The organism is Massilia sp. X63, from assembly GCF_041023745.1.
Taxonomy (GTDB): domain Bacteria; phylum Pseudomonadota; class Gammaproteobacteria; order Burkholderiales; family Burkholderiaceae_D; genus Telluria.
Window position 1 is genome coordinate 1 of the sequence record NZ_JBFTEF010000014.1, and the last position, 24,009, is coordinate 24,009.

Annotated in this window: 17 protein-coding genes; 7 read left to right on the top strand and 10 right to left on the bottom strand. The window is 65.8% G+C overall.

Features of this window, described 5'->3' with window-relative positions; genetic code table 11:
• Positions 1 to 284: 284 nt before the first annotated feature.
• Both AB3347_RS21385 and AB3347_RS21390 read right to left on the bottom strand, forming a co-directional pair.
• Positions 285 to 1,370, bottom strand: a complete 1,086-nt coding sequence (locus tag AB3347_RS21385) for a phospholipase A (RefSeq protein WP_369093737.1) — start codon at positions 1,368 to 1,370, stop codon at positions 285 to 287.
• Positions 1,371 to 1,575: 205 nt separating this feature from the next.
• The gene (locus AB3347_RS21390; RefSeq protein WP_369093738.1) at positions 1,576 to 2,289 is read right to left on the bottom strand and encodes a pseudouridine synthase; all 714 of its coding nucleotides are present in this window, start codon (positions 2,287 to 2,289) and stop codon (positions 1,576 to 1,578) included.
• Between the two features lie 259 nt (positions 2,290 to 2,548).
• On the opposite strand from AB3347_RS21390, the gene AB3347_RS21395 reads away from it, so the two are divergent.
• Complete coding sequence (locus tag AB3347_RS21395) at positions 2,549 to 2,890, top strand: hypothetical protein (RefSeq protein WP_369093739.1); 342 nt, start codon at positions 2,549 to 2,551, stop codon at positions 2,888 to 2,890.
• Between the two features lie 214 nt (positions 2,891 to 3,104).
• Here AB3347_RS21395 and AB3347_RS21400 read toward each other — a convergent pair whose 3' ends face one another.
• The 4 genes from AB3347_RS21400 to AB3347_RS21415 all read right to left on the bottom strand — a co-directional run bounded on the left by AB3347_RS21400 (position 3,105) and on the right by AB3347_RS21415 (position 6,269).
• Positions 3,105 to 4,118, bottom strand: a complete 1,014-nt coding sequence (locus AB3347_RS21400; RefSeq protein WP_369093740.1) for a S49 family peptidase — start codon at positions 4,116 to 4,118, stop codon at positions 3,105 to 3,107.
• Between the two features lie 51 nt (positions 4,119 to 4,169).
• On the bottom strand, positions 4,170 to 4,547 hold the full coding sequence (locus AB3347_RS21405; RefSeq protein WP_369093741.1) for a Rieske (2Fe-2S) protein: 378 nt from the start codon (positions 4,545 to 4,547) through the stop codon (positions 4,170 to 4,172).
• A gap of 2 nt (positions 4,548 to 4,549) precedes the next feature.
• Positions 4,550 to 5,209 carry an HAD-IIIA family hydrolase gene (locus AB3347_RS21410; RefSeq protein ID WP_369093742.1) on the bottom strand — a complete coding sequence of 220 codons (660 nt, stop codon included), beginning with the start codon at positions 5,207 to 5,209 and terminating at the stop codon, positions 4,550 to 4,552.
• Positions 5,210 to 5,279: 70 nt separating this feature from the next.
• The gene (locus AB3347_RS21415; protein ID WP_369093852.1) at positions 5,280 to 6,269 is read right to left on the bottom strand and encodes an RluA family pseudouridine synthase; all 990 of its coding nucleotides are present in this window, start codon (positions 6,267 to 6,269) and stop codon (positions 5,280 to 5,282) included.
• 674 nt (positions 6,270 to 6,943) lie between these two features.
• Here AB3347_RS21415 and AB3347_RS21420 point away from each other — a divergent pair.
• From AB3347_RS21420 to glp, 4 genes are all read left to right on the top strand, one after another.
• Positions 6,944 to 10,042 carry an Rne/Rng family ribonuclease gene (locus tag AB3347_RS21420; RefSeq protein WP_369093743.1) on the top strand — a complete coding sequence of 1,033 codons (3,099 nt, stop codon included), beginning with the start codon at positions 6,944 to 6,946 and terminating at the stop codon, positions 10,040 to 10,042.
• A gap of 177 nt (positions 10,043 to 10,219) precedes the next feature.
• Positions 10,220 to 11,539 carry a chromate efflux transporter gene (gene chrA, locus AB3347_RS21425; RefSeq protein ID WP_369093744.1) on the top strand — a complete coding sequence of 440 codons (1,320 nt, stop codon included), beginning with the start codon at positions 10,220 to 10,222 and terminating at the stop codon, positions 11,537 to 11,539.
• A complete protein-coding gene (gene moaA, locus AB3347_RS21430) occupies positions 11,532 to 12,638 on the top strand; it encodes a GTP 3',8-cyclase MoaA (protein WP_369093745.1) in 1,107 nt (368 codons plus the stop codon). Before chrA ends, moaA begins: the two co-directional genes overlap by 8 nt.
• 14 nt (positions 12,639 to 12,652) lie before the next feature.
• On the top strand, positions 12,653 to 14,524 hold the full coding sequence (glp, locus tag AB3347_RS21435; protein WP_369093746.1) for a gephyrin-like molybdotransferase Glp: 1,872 nt from the start codon (positions 12,653 to 12,655) through the stop codon (positions 14,522 to 14,524).
• A 23-nt stretch (positions 14,525 to 14,547) separates the two neighbouring features.
• Here the strand turns inward: glp and AB3347_RS21440 are convergent, their stop codons facing one another.
• The 4 genes from AB3347_RS21440 to AB3347_RS21455 all read right to left on the bottom strand — a co-directional run bounded on the left by AB3347_RS21440 (position 14,548) and on the right by AB3347_RS21455 (position 19,932).
• On the bottom strand, positions 14,548 to 15,870 hold the full coding sequence (locus AB3347_RS21440) for a DNA recombination protein RmuC (protein WP_369093747.1): 1,323 nt from the start codon (positions 15,868 to 15,870) through the stop codon (positions 14,548 to 14,550).
• An 8-nt stretch (positions 15,871 to 15,878) separates the two neighbouring features.
• Positions 15,879 to 16,283, bottom strand: a complete 405-nt coding sequence (locus tag AB3347_RS21445; RefSeq protein ID WP_369093748.1) for a group II truncated hemoglobin — start codon at positions 16,281 to 16,283, stop codon at positions 15,879 to 15,881.
• Between the two features lie 67 nt (positions 16,284 to 16,350).
• Positions 16,351 to 18,894 (bottom strand): ABC transporter permease, encoded by a 2,544-nt coding sequence (locus AB3347_RS21450; RefSeq protein ID WP_369093749.1) that lies wholly within the window; start codon positions 18,892 to 18,894, stop codon positions 16,351 to 16,353.
• Between the two features lie 9 nt (positions 18,895 to 18,903).
• Positions 18,904 to 19,932 carry an adenosine deaminase gene (locus AB3347_RS21455; RefSeq protein WP_369093750.1) on the bottom strand — a complete coding sequence of 343 codons (1,029 nt, stop codon included), beginning with the start codon at positions 19,930 to 19,932 and terminating at the stop codon, positions 18,904 to 18,906.
• Positions 19,933 to 20,522: 590 nt separating this feature from the next.
• On the opposite strand from AB3347_RS21455, the gene AB3347_RS21460 reads away from it, so the two are divergent.
• Complete coding sequence (locus AB3347_RS21460; protein ID WP_369093751.1) at positions 20,523 to 22,445, top strand: PrkA family serine protein kinase; 1,923 nt, start codon at positions 20,523 to 20,525, stop codon at positions 22,443 to 22,445.
• A gap of 263 nt (positions 22,446 to 22,708) precedes the next feature.
• Positions 22,709 to 23,980: a YeaH/YhbH family protein gene (locus AB3347_RS21465; RefSeq protein WP_369093752.1), complete on the top strand. Its 1,272-nt coding sequence runs from the start codon at positions 22,709 to 22,711 to the stop codon at positions 23,978 to 23,980.
• Positions 23,981 to 24,009 lie beyond the last annotated feature (29 nt).

Genomic DNA, 24,009 nt, shown 5'->3' on the forward strand with positions numbered 1-24,009 from the left:
ACAATCGACAGAGGCTGCATCAAACCTTGAGCTATCAAACACCGGTCGCCGTCGAATCAGCATTTCGTGTGCTTAATTAAGATGTCCGGGAAATCCGGACCACCTCAGGTCTGACATTCGGACACGAGCTCGAGCGTAACCATGCTGTTTTGCTCAGCTCGTGTCCGAATGTCAGACCTGACCCTCCACCTTGCGGGTTCCGTCATTGAGCGTGGCAAGTTTCATGCAGGGCTTTCATGAATAAGGGCCAGGATCGAGAAACCCCTATTGTAAATGAGCCCTTCTCAGTACTGGACCACCACGCCGGCGCCGATGCTGCGCTGGAAGTAGTTGTAGTCGATCAGGCTCTGGCCGTAGCCGGAGAACCAGTGCACATAACCCTTGAGCGGCCCGGCCAGCGGGAAGGCCCAGCCGAGCTGGGTGGCTCCCTTGTGGGTCGAGAAGTTATGGCGCAGCAGGGCCGAAAACTCGTGGCCGTCCACCCGGTAGGTACCGGCCAGTTCGGCCCGGCCCATGTAGTCGACGATGTCGGGGTTATCGTCGTCTTCGGCCGGCTCGTTGAGGCGCTTCCACACGCGCGCCGTCATGGAAAGCCGACCGCGCTCGAGGCCGACCTGGGCATAGATGCGGTTCCAGCTGCGCGACAGGGTCGAGGCCTGGCCGTTGGACTGGTGATTCAGGCCCAGGTTCAGGAACTTCAGGTTGGCGCCCAGGATGCTGGTGTGCAGCGGCGTCACCAGCATCACTTCGGGCTGGTAGTTGGTTTCGCGGAAGGGGCTGGACGCCTTGCTGTTGCCGGCCTGCCAGAAGCTGTTCTGTGTGTAGCCGAACCAGACGTCGACCGGCAGCTCGAAGGCGGTTTCGACCGCTTTCATCTTGAAGCCGAGCTGGTACTGCAATTCGGCGTGTGAGAGATCGGCCGAGTAGCCCACGCGACGGAAGGGCCGATAGGGCGTCTCGTTGGGCTGGTAGGCGTGGGCCGCGATCAGGTAGTTCGGATGGTGCGGGCGGAACACGAAGACGCCGCGGCGGTGCTTCTGGTCCAGCTCCCAGTGGGCGTCCATGGTGTACTCGGCGGCGGCGGCAACGACCGGATCGCTTGAGGCGGCCGGGTCCGGCTGCGGCTTGGCCGGGAAGGCGCTCGGGGCCTGGGCCGGCGCGGCGGCGGCCACCTCGCTCGCGGCGGCGGGCGAGACCGGCGCGGCGGGTGTCATGCCATGGGCGGCGGCCAGGCGGTCGAAACAGCCGAGCCGCCCAGTGGTGTCGGCGATCCTGGCGCAGTCGGCCAATTGCTGCGGGAGTTGCTGGGCGACGGCTGGAAGGGTGATCAGGAAAGGCAGGAGCGCTACGGGGATCTTCTTTAAATGCATGGGCTAGTATCGGAAACGGCTGTGCGGCCCCCATGACACGAACCAGGCAGGTGCGTGACATGGCGGATTGTCAACCGGAGTGTCGCGGAAAACCCGGGAAAGTGTCGCACCGTTTGACGCAGCGCAGTATCGTAGCGGTCCCGGCTTGAACAGACTGAACGACTATTCATCGTCCGCCTGGACGCGCGGCCGGCAGAGCCGCCCCCTACGGCACCAGCAGGTCGAGCTGTTCCTGCTCCAGGAAACACCACTCCCCTTCCTTCAGCCCGAGCGCTTCCAGCGTCAGGCCGCCGATCTGCGAGCGGTGCAGCGCGCTGCAGTGGTTGCCGGCGGCGGCCAGCATGCGCTTGACCTGGTGGTACTTGCCCTGCTCCAGCACGATCTCGAGCTGGTGCTCGCCACGCTGCACGCAGGACACTGCCTTCAATGGCGCCGGTTCGTCGTGCAGCTGTACGCCCGACAGCATCTGGTCGACCAGCGCCTGCGTGACCGGGTCGGCCGTGGTGGCCTGGTAGACCTTGGGCACGTGGCGCTTGGGCGAGGACTGGGCGTGGATGAAGGGGCCGTCGTCCGACATCAGGAGCAGCCCGGTGGTATCGTGGTCGAGGCGGCCGACCGGCTGCACCTCGCGCCAGCCGAACTGCTCGGGCAGCAAGGTCAGCACGCCCGGGTGGTGGCTCGGCTTGCGCGAGCACTCGTAGTCGGCCGGCTTGTACAGCGCCACGTAGACGTGCTCGCGGTAGCGCCACTCCTCGTCGAATACCGTCAGCATCAGGTTGCCGGTGTCGAACGTGGCCTTGTAATTGTCTTCGACCGCGCCGTTGACGAGCACGTCGCCGTCCTCGATCAGCGCGCGGCAGTATTTGCGGGTGCCGAATCCCTGCGATTGCAGGATGCGGTCCAGGGAAAGTTTGCTCATGGGGCGCCACTTTAACAGAAGGGACAGTACCGATAAAGCATGCTCCCACCTCGTTCAGCCGAATCCTACCCTGCCTCCGCGGCACACTCCACGGCAGGGAACATGCTCTCCGACAAATTTTGCATGCATCTGCACATTTGACGCGCGTCAAGCCTAGGAACTTTCCTATTGATAGACTTCAACGCGTTAGGAATCCGCCTAACGACCCGAGGAGTATCTTTAAGCAGAACATCCTCGCCCAGACCAATAGGACAAGACCGTGCACACCGACGCGCAACCGACCGATGGCCCGCTCCAGCTCGCAGTTACCCCTGCCGAGCGGCGCCGGATCGCCAGCACCCATGCTGCCCTCTTCCCGACCCGCCTGGCCCTGTCGCGCTGGCAGCATGGCGTGCCTGTCCGCCACTTGCACTATGGTGGCGCGTCGGACACGACGTGCGCCCTGCGCGCCGCCTGGTATGCCGCCGCCCAGCGCGATTTCCAGGCCTGGCTCGACCGCGGTGGCTTCAGTCAGCATGAAGACACGGCCGCGCCGTCCAGGCCGACCAGCTGCCAGCCGGTGAAGGGTGGCGATGCGCAGCAGATCGATACGTGCATCTAGTATCTATAGGAAATGAAAACGACGGCCGAAGCCGTCGTTTTCATTTCCTAAGAAGGAACACTACCGTGAGGAATTGAATTCACTCGAAGCTGCACCCGCAGTGCAGTGGGAAGCGCTTCTCGATCGGGTCGGTCATGACTGTACGTCGTGACCGGCCTGCCCGCGAGTCGCTTCACCCAATATAGAACATGTTCCGCAGGATGCAAGCAAATTGTCATCGAAGCTGCGGCACAGCCCCCTTGTAGGCAGCGCTGACGGCGCCATGTCCGACTGCCGCGCCGAATTTCTTCAGGACGCGTTCCGGCAGGCCTTCGTGGGCGGTGTAGTCGACGATGTCCTCGGCCTTGACGATGTCGCGCGCCACGCTGTCGACCGTGCCGAAACCGTCGGCCAGGCCCATTTCCACCGCTTTTGCCCCCGTCCAGTACAGACCTGAGAAGGTTTCCGGGGTTTCCTTCAGGCGCTTGCCGCGGCCGGCGCGCACGACCGCGATGAATTGCTGGTGGATTTCGTTGAGCATGGCCTGGGCGTGCGCCTTGTGCTTTTCCGATTGCGGGCTGAACGGATCGAGGAAACCCTTGTTCTCGCCGGCGGTGAGCAGGCGCCGCTCCACGCCCAGCTTGTCCATGGTGCCGACGAAGCCGAAGCTGTCCATCAGCACGCCCACCGAGCCGACGATCGAGGCCTTGTTCACGTAGATGCGGTCGGCCGCAGCGGCGATGTAGTAGCCACCCGACGCGCACATCTCGTCCACTACCACGTACAGGGGCTTGTCCGGGTAGCCGCGCTTGAGGCGCTGGATCTCGTCGACGATGATGCCCGCCTGCACCGGACTGCCGCCGGGGCTGTCGATGCGCAGCACCACCGCGGCCGAGCCGGCGTCGGCAAAGGCTTTGTTCAGCGAAGGAATCACGGTGTCGGCCGCGCCGCTGCCCTCGGACTCGATCTCGCCGTTGATTTCGATGAGGGCCGTGTGCCGGCCCAGGTTCTCGTCGCCGCCCAGGCCAAAGGTGGAATCGTAATAGGTCAGCAGGGCCAGGATGGCGACCAGCAGGAAGCTCAGCTTGAAGAAGATGCTCCAGCGGCGCGCCGCGCGCCGTTCCTGCACAGTGGCGAACACCAGTTTCTCGAGGGTCGCGCGTTCCCAGTTACCGACGGTGGGATCGGTGGCAAGCCGCTTGTCGGCCTGGCTTGACGGATCGTGGTCGTGACTCGTTTGGTCGCTCATTCGCTCAGTTGCACTCGTTGCGCTCGGTTGTGTTCTTATCTACTCGGTAACTCATTGATCCTGCGGCGCCCGCACCATGTCGTCCGGTTGCCACCAGATGCCGCCGTCCCGTTCGGACACCGCGATCGGCCGCAGCTTGCCGCCACGGCAGGGTCCGCCGGCGCACTTGCCGGTATCCGGCTCGTACACGGCCCCGTGGGTTGCGCACATCAGGTACAGGCCGCTCGACTCGAAAAAGTCGCCCTGCGACCAGTCGAGTTCGATCGGCACATGTGCACAACGGTTCAGGTAAGCAAACGGTTTACCGTCATACCGTACCACAAAGCCCGTGGTTGGGTGCCCAAAGGCAATAACCGGAAAGCGCACGCCCTTGCCGCCGTCAAGCAGGGCGGCGGCTTCGCACACGAACAGACCGCTATCTTCAGCCATCCTTACGCGTTCTCCAGCAGCCAGCTATGCAGCTCGGGAATCGAACGGGCCGAGAAAACCGGCTTGCAGGCCTGCAGCTGGTGTACCGGATGGGCGCCGAACTCGACGGCGATGCCGGAGGCGCCGGCATTGTTCGCCATCATCAGGTCGTGGGTGGTGTCGCCGATCATCACGGTGCGGCGCAGGTCCTGCCCGAGTTCGCGCGTGAGTTCCTGCAGCATGGCCGGGTGCGGCTTGGAGAAGGTCTCGTCGGCGCAGCGGGTGGCGTCGAACATGGACAGCAGCCCGGCCGCGTTCATGGCCCGGTTCAGGCCGACCCGGCTTTTTCCCGTGGCCACGGCCAGGAAATAGCCTTGCTGGGAAAGATCGCTCAACATCTCGCGAACTCCCTTGAACAGCACCAGTTCGTGGTCCTTGGTGAGGAAGTGGTAGCGGTAGCGCTCGACCATCTTCGGGTACAGCACCGGGTCGATGTCGGGCAGCACCGCCTGCATGGCCTCGGACAGGCCGAGGCCGATGACGTGCGAGGCCGAGGCGTCGCTCGGCACCGGCAAACCGAGGTCGCGCGCGGCCGACTGGATGCAGCGGACGATCGCCGCCGTGCTGTCCATCAGCGTACCGTCCCAGTCGAAGACGATCAGGTCAAATTGCTTTCTTGGCATTATTATCGGCGGCTTCGCCACCGGTTCCTTATTGGTTCTGCAAGGTGGACGGCTGCGCCATCCGCCTACATTATGTTAGTGGTTGCCCCAAGCTTACCAAGAATCGGTCGCACTCGGCCGGCAGGGGTGCGCGCAAGGTCATCGGCTGACCGCTGTCGGGGTGGGTAAACGTGATCTGGTAAGCGTGCAGGAACATGCGCTTGAGCGCTCCGCGTTCGCTGTTTGCCTTCTGAAGCTGCTTGTTCAATGCAAAATCGCCGTATTTCTCGTCACCGAGGATCGGGAAACCGCTCGATGCCAGGTGCACGCGGATCTGGTGCGTGCGCCCGGTCTTGAGCTCGGCTTCGAGCAGGGCGAAATCCTTCCACTTGCGCTTCAGGTTGAACACCGTGTGCGCTTCCTGGCCGCCGGCCTGCACCACCACGCGGCGCTCGCCGTCCGGGGTCGTGAACTTATGTAAAGGAAGCTTTACATGTTGGCGCTTGTTGGTCCAGTCTCCGACAACGGCAGCAAGGTAGCGCTTGTCGGTCACGCCGTCGCGCATCTGGTCGTGCAGGTTGGTCAGCGCCGAGCGCTTCTTGGCGATGAGCAACAGGCCGGAGGTCTCGCGGTCGAGGCGGTGCACCAGTTCCAGGAACTTGGCCTGCGGCCGCGCCGCGCGCAACTGCTCGATCACGCCGTACGACACGCCCGAGCCGCCATGCACGGCCACCCCGGCCGGCTTGTCGATGACGAGCAGGTGCATGTCCTCGAAAACGATCGGGAATTCGACGCCGGGCGTGGCCTGTTGGCTGGCCTTTTCCGCGATGCGGATCGGCGGGATGCGCACCAGGTCGCCTTCGGCAAGACGGTACAACTGGTCGATACGGCCCTTGTTGACCCGGACTTCTCCCGAACGGAGGATGCGGTAGATATGGCTTTTCGGGACGCCTTTGCAGACGCGCAACAGGTAGTTATCGATGCGCTGGCCGGCTTCTTCCTCGGTGATTGTCACGAACTGCGCCTGGATTGTTGGCTGTGATGAAGGGGGAACAACGTTGTTCTGGTCCACTGTTCGCATTGTCTTCCCAGAAATTCTCTCTAAGTCCTTCATTTTGAATATATAATCGACAGGCGGCGGTCAAACCTCTGCTGGTGTAAGAATTAAAACGATATTTTACACAGGGGCGCGCTCCACCGGCCCTGCCATGAGCAAATTCGGTGGAAAAAAAACGTGTACGCACATTCAGGCGCGAATCAGGGTTGCACCTGCAGTTGCAATCGGGTTGGGTGGCTGGATGCAGGATGGACTGTTTGGATTTGTATGGATAAGTACCGGCAAGCCGCACCGTTCGCGGCTCGCCGGTTGATGGTGTCGATAACGCTTGTCGTTGTGGCCCGACCCGATGGTAGCCTCACCTGAAGGCTGAGCGTTACGGAAGGCTGATTGATCGCCTCGGTATCGAAGTCTTGGTTGTTCGCTGGCTACGGTTTGGCTCGTTGTTGCACACCGCCCCGCTGTCTCCGCCGTGCCCACCCCAACGTGGTGGCAGGCAGACCAGCTGCTGGTTGCGGCGTGCGTAGACAATGACGTTCGACTCCACTGCGCCCCGTGCGGCAGCGATGCATTGCGTCGCCCTGCCCCGTTCCGGGTATTCCCCCCTCCAGCATTCCTTCTCCGCGTACATTCCCTGTACTTCGCTGCGTCTTACAAACGCGGCATGACACGGCCTTCGGGTCGCGGAGTTAATAAAAATGAAACGCATGTTGTTTAACGCTACGCAGCAAGAGGAGCTGCGCGTAGCGATTGTCGACGGTCAAAAACTGATCGACATCGATATCGAGACCGCCGGTCGCGAGCAACGCAAGTCCAATATCTACAAGGGTGTCATCACCCGCATCGAACCCTCCCTCGAAGCCTGCTTCGTCAGCTACGGCGAAGACCGCCACGGTTTCCTCCCCTTCAAAGAAGTTGCCCGTACTTATTTCCGCGATGGCGTCGACGTGCGTAACTGCACGATCAAGGAAGCGCTCAAGGAAGGCCAGGAAATCATGGTCCAGGTCGAGAAAGAGGAGCGCGGCAACAAGGGCGCAGCCCTGACCTCGTTCATCTCGCTGGCCGGCCGCTACCTGGTCCTGATGCCGAACAACCCGCGCGGCGGCGGCGTGTCGCGCCGCGTCGAAGGCGAAGAGCGCCAGGAACTGCGCGAGACCATGGACAAGCTCGACCTGCCCCAAGGCATGTCGGTCATCGCCCGCACCGCCGGCATCGGCCGCACGGTCGAAGAACTGCAGTGGGACCTGAACTACCTGATGCAGCTGTGGCGCGCGATCGAAGGCGCCGGCAAGTCGGCCGCCGGTCCGTTCCTGATCTACCAGGAAAGCTCGCTGGTGATCCGCGCGATCCGCGACTATTTCCAGCCGGACATCGGCGAAGTGCTGATCGACACCGACGAGATCTTCGACCAGGCCCAGCAGTTCATGTCGCACGTGATGCCGGACATGGCGCACCGCGTCAAGCGCTACAGCGACGACGTGCCGCTGTTCTCGCGCTTCCAGATCGAACACCAGATCGAGACCGCCTACGCGCGCACCGTGCCGCTGCCGTCGGGCGGCGCGATCGTCATCGACCACACCGAAGCCCTGGTCTCCATCGACGTCAACTCGGCGCGCGCCACGCGCGGCTCGGACATCGAAACGACCGCCTTCAACACCAACTGCGAAGCGGCCGACGAAGTGGCCCGCCAGCTACGCCTGCGCGACCTGGGCGGCCTGATCGTGATCGACTTCATCGACATGGAAGTGGCCAAGAACCAGCGCGAGGTGGAAACCCGCCTGAAGGAAGCCCTGCACCATGACCGTGCGCGCGTCCAGATGGGCAAGATCTCGCGCTTCGGCCTGATGGAACTGTCGCGCCAGCGCCTGCGTCCGTCGCTGTCGGAAGGCTCGCACGTGACCTGCCCGCGCTGCTCGGGCACCGGCCACATCCGCGATACCGAATCCTCGGCCCTGCAAGTCCTGCGCATCATCCAGGAAGAGGCCATGAAAGAGAACTCGGCCGCAATCCACGTGCAGGTGCCGGTCGACGTCGCCGCTTTCCTGCTGAACGAGAAGCGCGGCGAAGTACTCAAGATCGAGAACCGCCACCGCATCACCGTGATCCTGATCCCGAACAAGCATCTGGACACCCCGCACTACAAGCTCGAGCGCATCAAGCACGACGACCCGCGCCTGGAAGACGCCGCCGCCAGCTACACCATGGCGGAATCGGCCGAGACCGACATGGGCTTCAGCAAGCGCCAGAAAGAAGAAGCCAAGCCGCGCCAGGAAGCCGTGGTCAAGACCATCACCCCGGCCCAGCCGGCCCCGATGGTGGACCGCAGCGAAGCGGCCAAGCCGGCCAAGGCCGCAGCGCCGGCTGCTCCGGCGCCGGCCCCGGTTGCTCCGGCGCCGAGCGAACTGGGCTTCTTCGCCCGCATCAAGAAGTTCTTCATGGGCGAGCCGGTGACGCCGGCGCCGGCCCCGGTCGTCGCTGAAAAGCCGGCCGCGCCAAGCGCCGCCGAGCGTGGCGAACGCGGCGGCCGCAACGGCCAGCGTACCCGCAACGGCCGCGGCGCCAAGGGCGGCCGCGACGAGCGCGACCCAACCGCCAAGGCCGAGGACGGCGTCAAGCCGGTGGAAGCCGAAGGCAAGCCGGCGCGTGCGCCGCGCCAGCCGCGTGAACAGCGCGAGCCGCGCGAGCCGCGTGCAGCGCGCGAGCAACTCGAAACCGCACAAGGCGCAGCCGCGCCGCGCGCCGAACGTGGCGAACGCGCCGAGCGCGAGCCGGGCGAGCGCAAGGAACGCGCACCGCGCCAGCCGCGCGAGCGTGGCGAGCGCACCGAACGCGCCGCCCAGCAGCCGGTCGAGGCCAAGGCTGAAGAGCTGAAGCTCCAGGCCGTCCCGGTCCCGAGCGAGGAAAGCGAACTGGCAACCACGACGCCGCACGGCGACGTGCTGGATCATGCGGTGAAAGTGGCCGCGCTGGGCGCCAACGGCGAGGAACTGGAAGGCGAAGGCGACGAGCCGCGCCGCCGCCGCCGCCGCGGTGGCCGTAACCGTAACCGCCGCGACCGCGACCAGGTCGAGGGCATCGAGTCGGCCGAAGGCCAGGATGCCGCTCCGGCGTTCGCGCCGGTAGCCGACGAGGAAGCGGCCAAGTTCGCCGCCGCAACCAGGGCGCCGAAGAAGGCCGCTGCGGCCGAAGCCGGTCCGTGGCCGTTCCCGACCGCCGCATCGGTGGCCGCCAAGGCACAGGCCGAAGCCGCCGCCGCTGCTCGCGCCGCTGCTCCGGCACCGGCACCGGCACCGGCACCGGCCGCCCAGGCTGCGCCGGCCGTGGCCGCCGCGGTGGAACGTGGTCCGTGGGTATTCCCGACCGCGGCGTCGATGGCTGCCCTGAAGGCGCAAGCCGCGCAGCCAGCCGAAGCTGCACCGGCGCCCGCTCCGGCGCCGGCCCTGGTGGCTGAAGCACCAGTCGCACCGGCCGCTCAGGCCCCTGTTGCCGCTGCTCCGGCTGCTCCGGCACCGGTCGCCGCTGCTCCGGCCCCGGTTGCTGCTGCTCCGGCCCCGGTCGCTGCTCCAGCTCCGGCCCCGGTTGCTGCTCCTGCCCCGGCCCCGAGCGCCGCACCGATCGACATGGACGACCTGCTGTCCAAGGCTGGCCTGCAACTCGCGTCGACCGATCCGGAAAAACTGCGCGCCGCCCAGGAGGCCGCAACCCAGGCCAACGCCCAGCCACGCGTCGGCCGCGCCCGCAAACCGGCCCCGCCGCCGGTGAACGAGCCGCTGATCCAGGTGGATACGCGCCAGTAAGCTGTTTGTTGCGGTAGCAAGAAAGGGAAGCCTCGTGAGGCTTCCCTTTTTGTTTGTGCCCCGACCGGGTTTTGCTCACCTAAGCTGACCGTCATCCCGGCGCACGCCGGGAACCAATTTCGCCTACCGAAGCCCGCCCGCAAGCAACAAGTCACACTGCTGGGTTACGATGGCAGAATGCAATCTCCCGCCCCCGTCACCCTCCGCGAAGCCTTGCGCTACTGGCTCAAGCTCGGCTTCATCAGCTTCGGCGGTCCCGCCGGCCAGATCGCGCTGATGCACAGCGAACTGGTCGAGCGCCGCCGCTGGATCTCGGAACAGCGCTTCCTGCATGCCCTGAACTACTGCATGCTGCTGCCCGGGCCGGAGGCGACCCAGCTGGCCGTCTACATCGGCTGGCTGCTGCACCGCGGCCTCGGCGGCATCCTGGCCGGGCTGCTGTTCATCCTGCCCTCGCTGGCGCTCCTGATCGGCCTGTCCTGGATCTACCTGGCCTGGGGCCACCTGCCGGCGGTGGCGGGCATCATGGCCGGCATCAAACCGGCGGTGGTGGCGATCGTCATCGGGGCCGCCTGGCGCATCGGCACGCGCACGCTGCGCAACGGCCTGCTCGCCGCCATCGCCGCGCTGGCCTTCGCGGCCATCGCCCTGTTCGGCGTGCCGTTTCCGCTGATCGTGCTGGCCGCGGCCCTGGCCGGCCTGGCCGGCGGGCGCCTGTGGCCACAGCGCTTCCAGCCCGGCGGCGGCCACCCGGCCGACCGCAGGCACTATGGCCCGGCCCTGATCGACGACGACACGCCGACCCCGGCGCACGCCCGTTTCTCGTGGCGCGGCCTGGTCAAGGCATCGGTCGCCGGGGCCGGCCTGGCCCTGGCCGCATGGCTCCTGCTTGCCGCCGTGTACGGGGTCGACGGCACCCTGGCGCGCATGGGCTGGTTCTTCACCAAGGCCGCCCTGATGACCTTCGGCGGGGCCTACGCGGTGCTGCCCTATGTGGTGCAGGGCGCGGTCGAGAAGTACGGCTGGCTCAGCGCCACCCAGATGATCGACGGGCTGGCGCTGGGCGAGACCACGCCCGGGCCCTTGATCATGATCGTGGCCTTCGTCGGCTTCGTCGGCGGCTGGACCCAAGCGCTGTTCGGCCCGGCCGCACTGCCGCTGGCCGGCATCGCCGGCGCGCTGGTAGCAAGCCTGTTCACCTTCCTGCCCTCCTTCGTGTTCATCCTCGCCGGCGGCCCGCTGGTCGAGTCCGGGCGCGGCAACGTAAGGCTGACGGCCCCGCTGACCGCGATTTCCGCGGCCGTGGTCGGGGTGATCGCCAGCCTGGCGGTGTTCTTCGGCCAGCACGTGTTCTTCGCCGGCGGCCAGTTGCAAGCGGCGGCGATCGGCATCGGCGTGCTCGCCAGCGTGGCCCTGCTGCGCTACCAGGTCGGCACGATCAAGCTGATCGCCACCTGTGCGCTGGCGGGGCTCGTGCTATCGTATTGGCATGCCTGAAAAAATCATCCTGCTGAACGACCTGCGCTCGCCGGCCATGCCGGTCCCGCGTGCGCTCGATGCACCTGCCGGGCTGCTCCTGGATGCGCTCGGCAGGCCCCTTCACGACCTGCGCATTTCGGTGACCGACCGCTGCAACTTCCGCTGCGTCTACTGCATGCCGAAGGAAGTGTTCGACAAGGACTACGCCTACCTGCCGCAGGGCGAGCTGCTGTCCTTCGAAGAAATCACCCGGGTGGCGCGCCTGTTCGTGGCCCACGGCGTCGAGAAGATCCGCCTGACCGGCGGCGAACCACTGCTGCGCAAGCACCTCGAGCGCCTGGTGGGCATGCTGCGCGGCCTGGGCACGCCGAGCGGCCGTCCGCTCGACCTCACGCTCACCACCAACGGCTCGCTGCTGGCGCGCAAGGCCCAGGCGCTGAAGGATGCCGGCCTCGATCGCGTCACGGTCTCGCTCGACGCGCTCGACGACGCGGTGTTCCGCCGCATGAACGACGTCGACTTCGCGGTCGCCGACGTGCTGCACGGCCTGGATGCCGCCCATGCCGTCGGACTGGGTCCGATCAAGGTCAACATGGTGGTCAAGCGCGGCACCAACGAGGACCAGATCCTGCCGATGGCGCGCCACTTCAAGGGCTCGCCCTTCATCCTGCGCTTCATCGAATACATGGACGTGGGCGCCTCGAACGGCTGGAACATGGAGGACGTGATTCCGTCCGCCGAGGTGGCGCGCCGCATCGGCGCCGAATTGCCGCTGGCGCCGGTGGCCGCCAACTATAGCGGCGAGACCGCCGCCCGCTGGCGCTACCTGGACGGCGGCGGCGAGGTCGGCTTCATCTCCAGCGTCACCCAGGCCTTCTGCCACGACTGCACCCGCCTGCGCCTCTCGACCGAGGGCAAGCTTTATACCTGCCTGTTCGCCACCCAGGGCCACGACCTGCGCGCCCTGCTGCGTGCGGGCCGCAGCGACGCCGAGATTTCCGGCGCCGTCGCGCAGTTGTGGCGCGGACGCACCGACCGTTACTCCGAGATCCGCAGCGTGGACAGCTCCGGGCTGGCGCGCGGCAGGAAGGTCGAAATGTCGTACATCGGCGGCTGATTTTCAGGACTCACATGGACAAGAAACTCATCACGGGACTCATCCTGGCGGGCGGCCGCGGTTCGCGCATGGGCAACGTCGACAAGGGCCTGCAGCCCTTCCGCGGCAAGCCCATGGCCCAGCACGCGATCGAGCGCCTGCTGCCGCAGGTCGGCTCGGTCATGGTCAACGCCAACCGCAACATCGACAGCTGGCTGGAGCTTGCCGCCCCCGTATGGCAGGACGAAACGCCCGGATTCGCCGGGCCGCTCGCCGGCCTGGAAGCGGGCCTGCGCCACTGCGTCACGCCCTGGCTGCTGGCGGTGCCCTGCGATTCGCCCTTCCTGCCGCCCGACCTGGCCGCGCGCCTGGCTGCCGCGGTCGAACAGCACGATGCCGATCTCGCCTTCGCCGTCACACGGGAGCCGGGCATGCGCCCGCAAGCGCATCCGGTATTCTGCCTGGTGAAGGCCAGCCGCCTGCCGGTGCTGTCGCAGTACCTGGCGGAGGGCGGACGGCGCATGGACGGCTGGTACAAGGACCTGAAGGCGGTCGAGGTGCCGTTCGAGGACGCCGATGCGTTCCGCAACATCAACACGCTCGACGAGCTGCAGGGCCTCGACGACAGCCTCCCGCCCAGCCTGGCGAAGGTGACCAGCTGCCTGTCCGCCTACGACCCCGACGCGCTGCCCGTGCGCGACGCCCAGCGCATCATCCGCGAATTCGTCCGGCCGGTGCAGGCGGTAGAAAAGCTGGCGCTGCGCGCGGCCCTCGGCCGGGTGCTGGCGCTCGACGTGATCTCGCCAATCGACGTGCCGGCGCACGACAACTCGGCCATGGACGGCTTCGCGCTGCGCGGCGCCGACCTGCGCAGCGACGGCCCGGTGTCCTTGCGCATCATCGGCACGACCTATGCCGGCAATGCATCGGGACTGGTCCCCGCCGCCGGCGAGTGCGTGCGCATCATGACCGGCGGCGTGATGCCCGCGGGCTGCGACAGCGTGGTGCCGCAGGAATTCGTCACCCAGGAAGGCGACAGCATCATCCTGCCGGCGGGCACGATCCGCACCGGCGACAACCGCCGTTTTGCCGGCGAAGACCTGAAGGCCGGCAGCGCGGCCCTGCAGGCCGGACGCGTGGTGCGCCCCGCCGACCTGGGCCTGCTCGCCTCGCTCGGCATCGCCGAAGTCGCGGTGCAGCGGCGCTTGCGGGTGGCCTTCTTCTCGACCGGCGACGAACTGCGCTCGGTCGGCGAGCCGCTCGGCGAAGGCTGCGTCTACGACAGCAACCGCTACACCATCTACGGCATGCTGCAGCGCCTGGGCTGCGACCTCATCGACATGGGCGTGGTGCGCGACGACCCGCAGGCGCTGGAAGCCGCGCTGCGCAGCGCCTGCGAGAACGCCGACGCCATCATCACCTCGGGCGGCGTGTCGGTGGGCGCGGCCGACTACACCAGGCAGATCATGGCGAAGCTCGGCGACGTCACTTTCTGGAAGATCGGCATGCGTCCGGGGCGTCCGCTGGCCTTCGGGCGCGTGAGCTCGAACGGCCGCAGCGCCTTCCTGTTCGGGCTGCCGGGCAATCCGGTGGCGGTGATGGTCTCGTTCTACTTCTTCGCGCGTGACGCGCTGCTGCGCATGATGGGCGCCGACGCCCCGCTGCCGCTGCTGCGCGCGCGTTCGGGCGGCGCGATCCGCAAGAAGCCGGGCCGCACCGAATACCAGCGCGGCATCCTGGCGCGCGGCGCCGACGGCCAGCCGGAAGTGCGTATCACCGGGGCGCAGGGCTCGGGCATCCTGCGTTCGATGTCCGAGGCGAACTGCATGGTGGTGCTGCACGACGAGCAGGGCAATGTCGCAGCGGGCGACATGGTGGACATCATCCCGTTCGAAGGCTTGATGTAGGGCGGACGGCAGCGCCGTCCACCCTAGGATTCCTCGTTATCCGGCCTGTCGGCGCCCAGCATCAGCTGCGCCGCCTCGCTCGGCAGCGCCTCCACCGATTTGAGCTTGCGCGCCATCTGGCGGCTGCGCACTTCCGCGCTTTCGATGTTCTTGGCGGCCTTCTCCAGCGTCGCCTTGGTGGTGGCCAGCACGTCGCCGAACTTGGTGAACTCGGTCTTTACCGCGCCCAGCACCTGCCACACCTCGGACGAGCGCTTTTCCAGCGCCAGCGTGCGGAAGCCCATCTGCAGGCTGTTCAGCAGCGCGCTCAGGGTCGAGGGGCCGGCAATGGTCACGCGCAGCGCGCGCTGAAGGTCGTCGGCCAGGCCGGGACGGCGCATCACTTCCGCATACAGGCCTTCGGTGGGCAGGAACAGGATGGCGAAGTCGGTGGTCTGCGGCGGCGCCACGTATTTCTCGCAGATGGTCTTGGCTTCCACCCGCACCGCGCGTTCCAGCTCGGCGCCGGCGCGCGCCACGCCCTCGGCATCGGCCAACTCGGCCGCCTCGAGCAGGCGCTCGTACTGCTCCTTGGGGAACTTGGCATCGATCGGCAGCCACAGCGGCGGGCCGCCGTCGACCACGCCCGGCAGCTTGATCGCGAACTCCACGCGCGCTCCGCTGCCGGCGATGGTCTCGACGTTCTTCGCGTACTGGTCGACCGTGAGCACCTGCTCGAGCAGCATCTCGAGCTGCACTTCGCCCCAGGTGCCGCGGGTCTTGACATTGGTGAGCACCCGCTTCAGGTCGCCCACGCCGATCGCCAGCGCCTGCATCTCGCCCAGGCCCTGGTGCACCTTTTCCAGGCGCTCGCTAACTTGCTTGAACGATTCGGTCAGGCGCGTTTCCAGGGTCGCATGCAGCTTCTCGTCGACGGTCTGGCGCATCTCGTCCAGGCGCTTGGCGTTATCGAGCTGGAGATCGCGGATCTTGGTTTCCAGGGTGCCGCGCACTTCCAGCATGCGCTGAGCATTCGATTCGGTGAGGTTCGACAGGGTCAGCTGCAAGGTGTCGGCGAAGCGCTTCAGGGCGCGCGCCTGCTCTTCGCGGCCGCTGCTCGACTGCAGCTGCATCTGCTGGCGCATGCTGTCGAACTGCTGCACGCTGGCGGCGTGGTACTGGCCCATGTGCCCCGCCACTTCCTGGCGCGTAGCCTGGGCGGTCGACTGCATCTCGAGCCGCAGTTCGCGCTCGAGGCGTTCGATGTGGCGGCCGTCGCCGGTGGAACGCGCCCGGGCCAGCAACACCAGCTGCAGGCCGATGATCACCAGCGCAGCGAGAAGAATCAGGAGTTCGGCGATGCCCATGCGTGTGCTCAGTCGGCCTTGTTCCGCATCCAGTCGGCGGTATGATATAAGGACTGCATCAGGCGCACCCGCAGCTCGTCGGGATAGCCCAGGTCTTCCATCGCCCAGGCCATCGCGCGCAGCCACTGGTCGCGTTCCTTGGTGCCGATGGCGAACGGCAGGTGCCGCGCGCGCAGGCGCGGGTGGCCGTAGCGTTCGATGAACAGGTCGGGCCCGCCCGTCCAGCCGGACAGGAACATGAACAGCTTCTCGCGCGAGCTGTCGTTGGGTTGCGGGTGCATGGCGTGGATGCCGGCGAATTCGGGCTCCAGCTGCATCAGGTCGTAGAAGCGGTCGACCAGCTCGCGCAGGCGCTCGGCGCCGCCCATCACTTCGTAGAGGGTTTGTGCTTCGGGGGTGTTCGGTTCGGACATGCTGCCATGATAGCGCAGCCGGAAGGGCCCGTGGCCCCTCCGGCAGGCACTTGTTGCAAAACCCCGCTCAGGCTTCGCGCAAGGTCTGCAGCGGCGGCTGGCGCAGCACGCTGCGCAGGCCCAGCCAGCCGCCGACCAGGGCGCAGGCGGCGCCGACCACGACGCCCGCCAGCCAGACCTGCGGCTCGAACTTCCAGGGGAACTTGAAGACGTATTCGGCCAGCACCCAGCCCATCGCCGCGGCGCCGCTGGCCGCCAGCACGCCGGACAGGCCGCCCACCAGCACGAACTCGATCCGCTGCGCCGTCGCCAGCTGCCCCCTGGTGGCGCCGAGCGCGCGCAGCAGGCCGGCTTCGCGGGTGCGCTCCGACTGCGATCCCATCAGGGCCGCGTACAGCACCAGCACGCCGGAGGCGAGCGTGAACATGAACAGGAACTCGACCGCCACCACCACCTGGTCCAGCACTTCCTGCAGCTGGCGGATGAGGCCGGAAACGTCGATCACGGTCAGGTTTGGATAGGCGCGGGTCAGCCCATTGGTCAGCCCGCCCGCCGCACCTGCCCCGCCTTCCGGCAGATGGAAGGCCGTCATGTAGCTCTTCGGCGCATTCGCCATCGCTTGCGGATTGATGATGACGAAGAAGTTGGCGCGCATCGAGCCCCATTCGAGCTTGCGCAGGCTGGTCACCCTGGCCTCCACCGGCAGGCCCGCCATGTCGAAGCGCATGACGTCGCCCAGCTTCAGGCCCAGGGTCTTGGCCAGCCCCTGCTCCACCGAGGCCTCGGCCACGCCGGGCGCATCCTTGTACCAGGCGCCCGCGACGATCTCGTTGGTCTCGGGCAGCTCCCGCACCGTCGACAGGTTGAATTCGCGCTCGGCCAGGCGGCGCGCGTTGTCTTCCTGGTAGGTATTGCGGTTGATCTGCTTGCCGTTGACGGCGGTCAGGCGGCCGCGGATCATCGGGTACAGCAAGACGTTCTGCACGCCGGCGCCACGCAGCTGCTGCTCGACACCCTGGGCCTGCTCCGGCTGGATGTTGATGATGAAGCGGTTCGGCGCGTCCGGCGGCGTGGCCGTGCGCCAGGCCGCCATCAGGTCGCCGCGCACCACGGTGAGCAGCAGCAGCGCCATCAGGCCGAGCGACAGCGACACCACCTGCACCACGGTGGCGCCGGGGCGGCGCTGCAGCGAAGTGATGGCGAAGCGCCAGCTCTGGTTGCTGGAGACGCCGCGCAGCCGGCGCAGCAGGCGCAGGCCGAGCCAGGCGACCAGGGCGAACAGGCCGAGCCCGCCGAGGAAGCCGCCGGCCGTCATCAGGGCCAGTTTGGTGTCGCCGGCCTGCCACAGCAGCAGCGCCAGGAATACGCCGACGCCCAGGCCATAGGTGGCCAGCGCCAGCGGCTGCGGGGCTGCGGCTTCGCGCCGGATCACGCGGTTGTGCGGCACGTTGCGCAGCTGGAGCACCGGCGGCAGCGCGAAGCCGACCAGCAGCAGCAGGCCGGTGGCGATGCCCTGCAGCGCCGGCAGCGGGGACACCGGCGGCAGGTCGGCCGGCAGCAGGTTGCCGATCATCTGGACCAGGACGAAGTGGGCGCCGAAGCCGACCGCCACGCCCAGCAGGCTCCCCAGCAGGCCGACGATGGCGAACTCGATCAGGTACAGCGCCCCGACCTGGTTCTGGGTCATGCCGAGGCAGCGCAGCATCGCGCAGGCATCCAAGTGGCGCTGCATGAAGCGGCGCGCCGCCATCGCGACCGCCACCGCGGCCAGCATCGCCGACAGCAGGCCAACCAGCGACAGGAAGCTGTCGGCGCGGTCGAGCGTGGCGCGCATCTCGGGGCGGCCGTTCTCGAGCGTCTCGAGGCGCACGCCGCGCACATTGCGCGCGGCGATGTCGGCGCGCAGCCATTGTTCGTAGGCGGCCACGGCGGCCAGGTCGTTCTTCGACCTGGAAGCGACCTGCAGCCGATAGGTCACGCGCGAGAAGGCGTCCACCAGGCGCGTGGCCGGCAGGTCCTGCAGCGACAGCATCACGCGCGGCGCGAAGTTGGCGAACGAGGCGCCCTTGTCCGGCTCGGTCGCGATCAGCTGCGCGATGCGGAACTGCTTGTCGCCCAGCTGGATCGTGCCGCCCACGCCGACCTTCAGCGCCGGCAGCAGGTTGGCGTCGACCCAGACCGTGCCGGGCGCCGGGATGTCGCGGGTCTTCTGCCCCAGCGCGCGGCTGGCCTGTTCGGGATCCTTGCTGAGCGTGAGCTGGCCGCGCAGCGGATAGCCGGGCGAGACCGCCTTGACCGCGGCCAGCTGGGCGCTCGAGGCCTCGCCTTCCCCCGCCTGCGCCATGCTCTGGAAGGCGACGGTGTCGGCCAGCAGCAGGCCGCGCCGCGCGGCCTCAGCGCGCCAGCGCTGCTGGATCGGATCGTCGGCGCTCAGCAGCAGGTCGGCGCCGAGCAACTGGTGCGCGTCGCGGTTCAGGCCCGCGCGCATGCGGTCGATGAAGAAGCCGACCGAGGACAATGCCGACACGGCCACGATCAGGGCCACCAGCAGGAAGCGCAGCTCGCCCGCGCGCCAGTCGCGCGCGGTCATGCGGAGGGACTGGATGAACATCGGCCTTCCTTATGCGGCGGCGGCGGCGGGCTGCGCCTGCGCGAAGAAGTCGTCCACCTCGGCCAGGAAAGCGCGCTTGCGCTCGGGGTCGAGGAAGGAGGCGGCGAAGCTGTTGCGCGCGAGCTGGCGCGCATGGCCGGCGTCGAGCGGCAGCGCTTCGAAGGCGGCGATGAAATTGTCGTTCATGTAGCCGCCGAAGTAGGCCGGATCGTCCGAGTTGACGGTGGCCGCCAGGCCCTGGTCGAGCAGCGTGCGCAGGTTGTGGCTGCCCATCGCGTCGAACACGCACAGCTTGATGTTCGACAGCGGGCACACGGTCAGCGCCATGCCTTCTCGCGCCACGCGCTCGGTGAGGTCCGGGCTTTCCAGGATGCGCACGCCGTGGTCGAGGCGTTCGACCTTCAGGATATCGAGCGCGCTCTCGATGTAGGCCGGCGGGCCCTCCTCGCCCGCGTGCGCCACCAGGCGCAGGCCGAGCTGGCGCGCGCGCTCGAACACGCGCGCGAATTTTTCGGGCGGGTTGCCGACTTCGGAGGAATCGAGGCCGACGCCGATGAACTTGTCGCGGTAGGGCAGCGACTCGTCCAGGGTGGCCAGCGCTTCTTCCTCGGACAGGTGGCGCAGGAAGCACATGATCAGCGAGGCGCTGATCGGGCCTTCCTGGCAGGCGCGCCAGATGCCGTTGATGACGGTCTCGAAAGGCACGCCGCGCGCGGTGTGGGTCTGCGGATCGAAGAAGATCTCGGCGTGTCGAACCTGGTCGGCATGCGCGCGCGCCAGGTAGGCGGCGGTCATGTCGTAGAAGTCCTGCTCGGTCAGCAGCACGCTGGCGCCGGCATAGTAAATATCGAGGAAGGATTGCAGGTCGCTGAAAGCGTAGGCCTCGCGCAACGCCTCGACCGAGGGATAAGGCAGCGATACGCCGTTTCTTTGCGCCAGCGCAAATATCAGTTCAGGCTCCAGCGAACCTTCGATATGGATATGTAATTCTGCCTTGGGCATGTTCTGCAAGATGCTGCGCAGCTGGTCATTCAGCATGGTGTTCTCCGGCGCTGGTCGTGGTTCGATGGATCATGGCCGACAAGTGTAACGCATGCCTGCCACCCCTTGCGCCATAGGCGAAATCGGCTGCTTTAGCGTGCCCCGGAACGGCCGTACGCGTGCGCCACAGCTTGAGCATATCGTGCAATATCGACTCACAACTGTTGATGTTTAAGCAGCCTGAAGCGGACCGAATCGGCCGGTTCAGACCCGCGTCAAAGACCCTGCCGAAGCATGTTTCCGGGTGCTGCCGGAGGATCGATAAAAACGGGGTTTTCCTATTCGATTCAAGCACTTGTATATGCAGCACCTACGCACACGACACTGCTTTGACTTCGGGAACTAATAGGCACATAATAAATTTCACAAACGCAAAAAAGACGCTCTCCAAGCAACGGGAGGCCGGGGCCGCCAGATTCGGATGCGCCCGGTACGACAACAAGAAAATCGCAGCATCCACGGCCCCGGCGATCCCGGCGCCCGGTGCGCGACCCACGAGGAGCACGCCAATAAAGACCGGGGCCTGAGGCAGCCCTTGCACAGTCGGCTGCCAGTGATCGTTGTTCGTAACCTTGAGGACATTCGAAATGAGCATCTTTGACAACTACACCGCCCGCTACGAGCGTACCCGCGAAGAGGAATACTCCATGTCGGAGTTCCTCGCACTGTGCAAGAAAGACCCCCTGACCTATGCCAGCGCACCGGAACGCATGCTGGCCGCCATCGGCGAACCCACCCTGGTCGACACCCGCCTCGACCCGCGCCTGTCGCGCATCTTCGCCAACAAGGTCATCAAGATCTATCCCGCCTTCCGCGAGTTCTACGGCATGGAAGAAGTGATCGAGCAGGTCGTCTCCTACTTCCGTCACGCGGCCCAGGGCCTGGAAGAACGCAAGCAGATCCTCTACCTGCTGGGCCCGGTCGGCGGCGGCAAATCCTCGATCGCCGAAAAACTCAAGCACCTGATGGAACAGGTGCCCTTCTATGCGATCAAGGGCTCGCCGGTGAACGAATCGCCGCTCGGCCTGTTCAACGAGGACGAAGACGGCACCATCCTGGAAGAAGACTACGGCATTCCGCGCCGCTACCTGCGCACCATCCCGAGCCCGTGGGCGGTCAAGCGCCTGCACGAGTTCGGCGGCGATATCAACAAGTTCCGCGTCGTCAAGCGCTATCCCAGCATCCTCAAGCAGATCGCGATCGCCAAGACCGAGCCGGGCGACGAGAACAACCAGGACATTTCCTCGCTGGTCGGCAAGGTCGACATCCGCAAGCTCGAAGACTACGCCCAGGACGATCCGGACGCCTACAGCTACTCGGGCGGCCTGTGCCTGGCCAACCAGGGCCTGATGGAATTCGTCGAGATGTTCAAGGCGCCGATCAAGGTGCTGCACCCGCTGCTGACGGCCACGCAGGAAGGCAACTACAAGGGCACCGAAGGCTTCGGCGCGATTCCCTTCGAGGGCATCGTGCTGGCGCACTCCAACGAATCCGAGTGGAAGACCTTCCGCAACAACCGCAACAACGAGGCATTCCTCGACCGTATCTACATCGTCAAGGTGCCGTACTGCCTGCGCGTGTCCGACGAGATCAAGATCTACGACAAGCTGCTGCACAACTCCTCGCTCGACAAGGCGCCCTGCGCGCCGGGCACGCTGCGCATGATGGCCCAGTTCGCGATCCTGTCGCGCCTGAAAGACCCCGAGAACTCGAGCATCTATTCGAAGATGCTGGTCTACGACGGCGAGAACCTGAAGGACACCGATCCGAAGGCCAAGTCGATGCACGAGTACGTCGACTATGCCGGCGTGGACGAGGGCATGAACGGCCTGTCGACCCGCTTCGCCTTCAAGATCCTGTCCAAGGTCTTCAACTTCGACAATACCGAAGTGGCGGCCAACCCGGTCCACCTGCTCTACGTGCTCGAGCAGCAGATCGAACGCGAGCAGTTCCCGCCGGAGACCGAGCAGCGCTACATGTCCTATGTCAAGGAACACCTGGCGCAGCGCTACGTCGATTTCATCGGCAAGGAGATCCAGACCGCCTACCTGGAAAGCTATTCCGAGTATGGCCAGAACATCTTCGACCGCTACGTGACCTTCGCCGACTTCTGGATCCAGGACCAGGAATTCCGCGACCCGGACACCGGCGAAAGCTTCGACCGCGAATCGCTCAACGCCGAACTCGAGAAGATCGAGAAACCGGCCGGCATTTCGAATCCGAAGGATTTCCGAAACGAAATCGTCAACTTCAGCCTGCGTGCGCGGGCCACCAATGCCGGCAAGAACCCGGCCTGGACCAGCTACGAGAAATTCCGTAGCGTGATCGAGAAGAAAATGTTCTCGAACACCGAAGAACTCCTGCCTGTCATTTCGTTCAATGCGAAAGCGAGCGCCGAGGATGCCAACAAGCATGCCGACTTCGTGGCCCGCATGGTCGAGAAAGGCTACACGCCGAAGCAGGTCCGCCTGCTGTGCGAATGGTACCTGCGCGTGAGGAAATCTTCCTGACAAGGGCGCCGGCGCACGCCGTAAAAATGGCGTGCGCCGCACACGCGACCGCGGTGCGTATTAAGATAGACCTACAAGATAGACCTATCAGGATTTCGCCCGCCCGCAACGCATCGGCGGCGCGAGGAACCGTCGCGAGCGGCAGCAGTTGCGGTCGAGAAGCGCAACCGTACAAACGTACGGTGAGCATCGCAGGGCTAGGCGCCCCCACCGCAAATGCAACGAGCAGCAGGTTCCTCACGCCGCCACCACAGGAGGTTAGTTTGACTTATCTCATCGACCGTCGTTTGCAGGGCAAGAACAAGTCCGCGGTCAACCGCGAACGCTTCCTGCGCCGCTACAAGGCGCAAATCAAGGATGCGGTCGGCCGCGCCATCAAGGGCCGCTCGATCACCGACATCGAGAACGGCGAAAAAGTCACGATCCCCGTCAAGGACGTGAACGAGCCCCATTTCGGCCACGCCCACGGGGGCGTCTGGGAAACCGTTAACCCGGGCAATACCGAATACCAGAAAGGCGACCAGTTCAACCGTCCGCGCAGCGGTGGCGGCGGCGCCGGACGCGGACGCGCCGGCAACAGCGACCAGACCACCGAAGACGACTTCATCTTCGAGCTGTCGCGCGAAGAGTTCATGAATTATTTCTTCGAAGACCTTGAGCTGCCGAACATGATCAAGACGCAGCTGTCGCAAACCATCGAATACAAGAACCAGCGCGCCGGCTACAACGTGTCCGGCACGCCTTCCAACATCCACGTGCTGCGCTCGCTGCGCGGCGCACTGGGCCGCCGCATCGCCGTCGGCGGCCCCGCCAAGCGCCAGCTGAAGGAAGCCGAGGAAGCGCTGCAGGCCCTGTTCGACGAAGGCGCCCCTTCGGACGACGAACAGGTGATCGAGCTGAAGGACAAGATTCACCACCTGCACATCCGCCTCAACGCGATTCCCTTCATCGACCCCTTCGACCTGCGCTATTCGAACCGGATCAAGGTCCCCAAACCGAGCACATCGGCCGTGATGTTCTGCATCATGGACGTGTCCGGCTCGATGGACGAGACGCGCAAGGACACCGCCAAGCGCTTCTTCATCCTGCTCTACCTGTTCCTCAAGCGCGTATACGAAAAGATCGAGGTGGTCTTCATCCGCCACCACACGGCCGCGGCCGAGGTCGACGAGAACGAGTTCTTCCACTCGCGCGAGTCGGGCGGCACCGTGGTGTCCTCGGCCCTGCACCTGCTGCAGAAAGTGCTGACCGAGCGTTACGGCAGCGCCGACTGGAACGCCTACGTGGCCCAGGCCTCGGACGGCGACAACTGGGACAACGACTCGGTGTTGTGCAAGCAGATCCTGACCAACGCCATCATGCCGCGGGTCCAGTACTACACCTATGTCGAGATCACCGACGGCCCGCCGCAGAACCTGTGGGAGCAATACTGCGAGGTGGCCGACCACCACAAGAATTTCGCCATGCAGAAGATCGTCACCCCGGCCGACATCTACCCGGTCTTCCGCGAGCTGTTCAAGAAACAGCCGAGGTAACAGAGCGCAGTACAAGACAAGACAGAGGC

Bases quoted from the DNA above. Each gene is read 5' to 3' on its own strand.
- AB3347_RS21385 (WP_369093737.1), bottom strand. From the start codon at position 1,370: ATGCATTTAAAGAAGATCCCCGTAGCGCTCCTGCCTTTCCTGATCACC.
- AB3347_RS21390 (WP_369093738.1), bottom strand. From the start codon at position 2,289: ATGAGCAAACTTTCCCTGGACCGCATCCTGCAATCGCAGGGATTCGGC.
- AB3347_RS21400 (WP_369093740.1), bottom strand. From the start codon at position 4,118: ATGAGCGACCAAACGAGTCACGACCACGATCCGTCAAGCCAGGCCGAC.
- AB3347_RS21405 (WP_369093741.1), bottom strand. From the start codon at position 4,547: ATGGCTGAAGATAGCGGTCTGTTCGTGTGCGAAGCCGCCGCCCTGCTT.
- AB3347_RS21410 (WP_369093742.1), bottom strand. From the start codon at position 5,209: ATGCCAAGAAAGCAATTTGACCTGATCGTCTTCGACTGGGACGGTACG.
- AB3347_RS21415 (WP_369093852.1), bottom strand. From the start codon at position 6,269: ATGCGAACAGTGGACCAGAACAACGTTGTTCCCCCTTCATCACAGCCA.
- AB3347_RS21420 (WP_369093743.1), top strand. From the start codon at position 6,944: ATGAAACGCATGTTGTTTAACGCTACGCAGCAAGAGGAGCTGCGCGTA.
- chrA (WP_369093744.1), top strand. From the start codon at position 10,220: ATGCAATCTCCCGCCCCCGTCACCCTCCGCGAAGCCTTGCGCTACTGG.
- moaA (WP_369093745.1), top strand. From the start codon at position 11,532: ATGCCTGAAAAAATCATCCTGCTGAACGACCTGCGCTCGCCGGCCATG.
- glp (WP_369093746.1), top strand. From the start codon at position 12,653: ATGGACAAGAAACTCATCACGGGACTCATCCTGGCGGGCGGCCGCGGT.
- AB3347_RS21440 (WP_369093747.1), bottom strand. From the start codon at position 15,870: ATGGGCATCGCCGAACTCCTGATTCTTCTCGCTGCGCTGGTGATCATC.
- AB3347_RS21445 (WP_369093748.1), bottom strand. From the start codon at position 16,283: ATGTCCGAACCGAACACCCCCGAAGCACAAACCCTCTACGAAGTGATG.
- AB3347_RS21450 (WP_369093749.1), bottom strand. From the start codon at position 18,894: ATGTTCATCCAGTCCCTCCGCATGACCGCGCGCGACTGGCGCGCGGGC.
- AB3347_RS21455 (WP_369093750.1), bottom strand. From the start codon at position 19,932: ATGCTGAATGACCAGCTGCGCAGCATCTTGCAGAACATGCCCAAGGCA.
- AB3347_RS21460 (WP_369093751.1), top strand. From the start codon at position 20,523: ATGAGCATCTTTGACAACTACACCGCCCGCTACGAGCGTACCCGCGAA.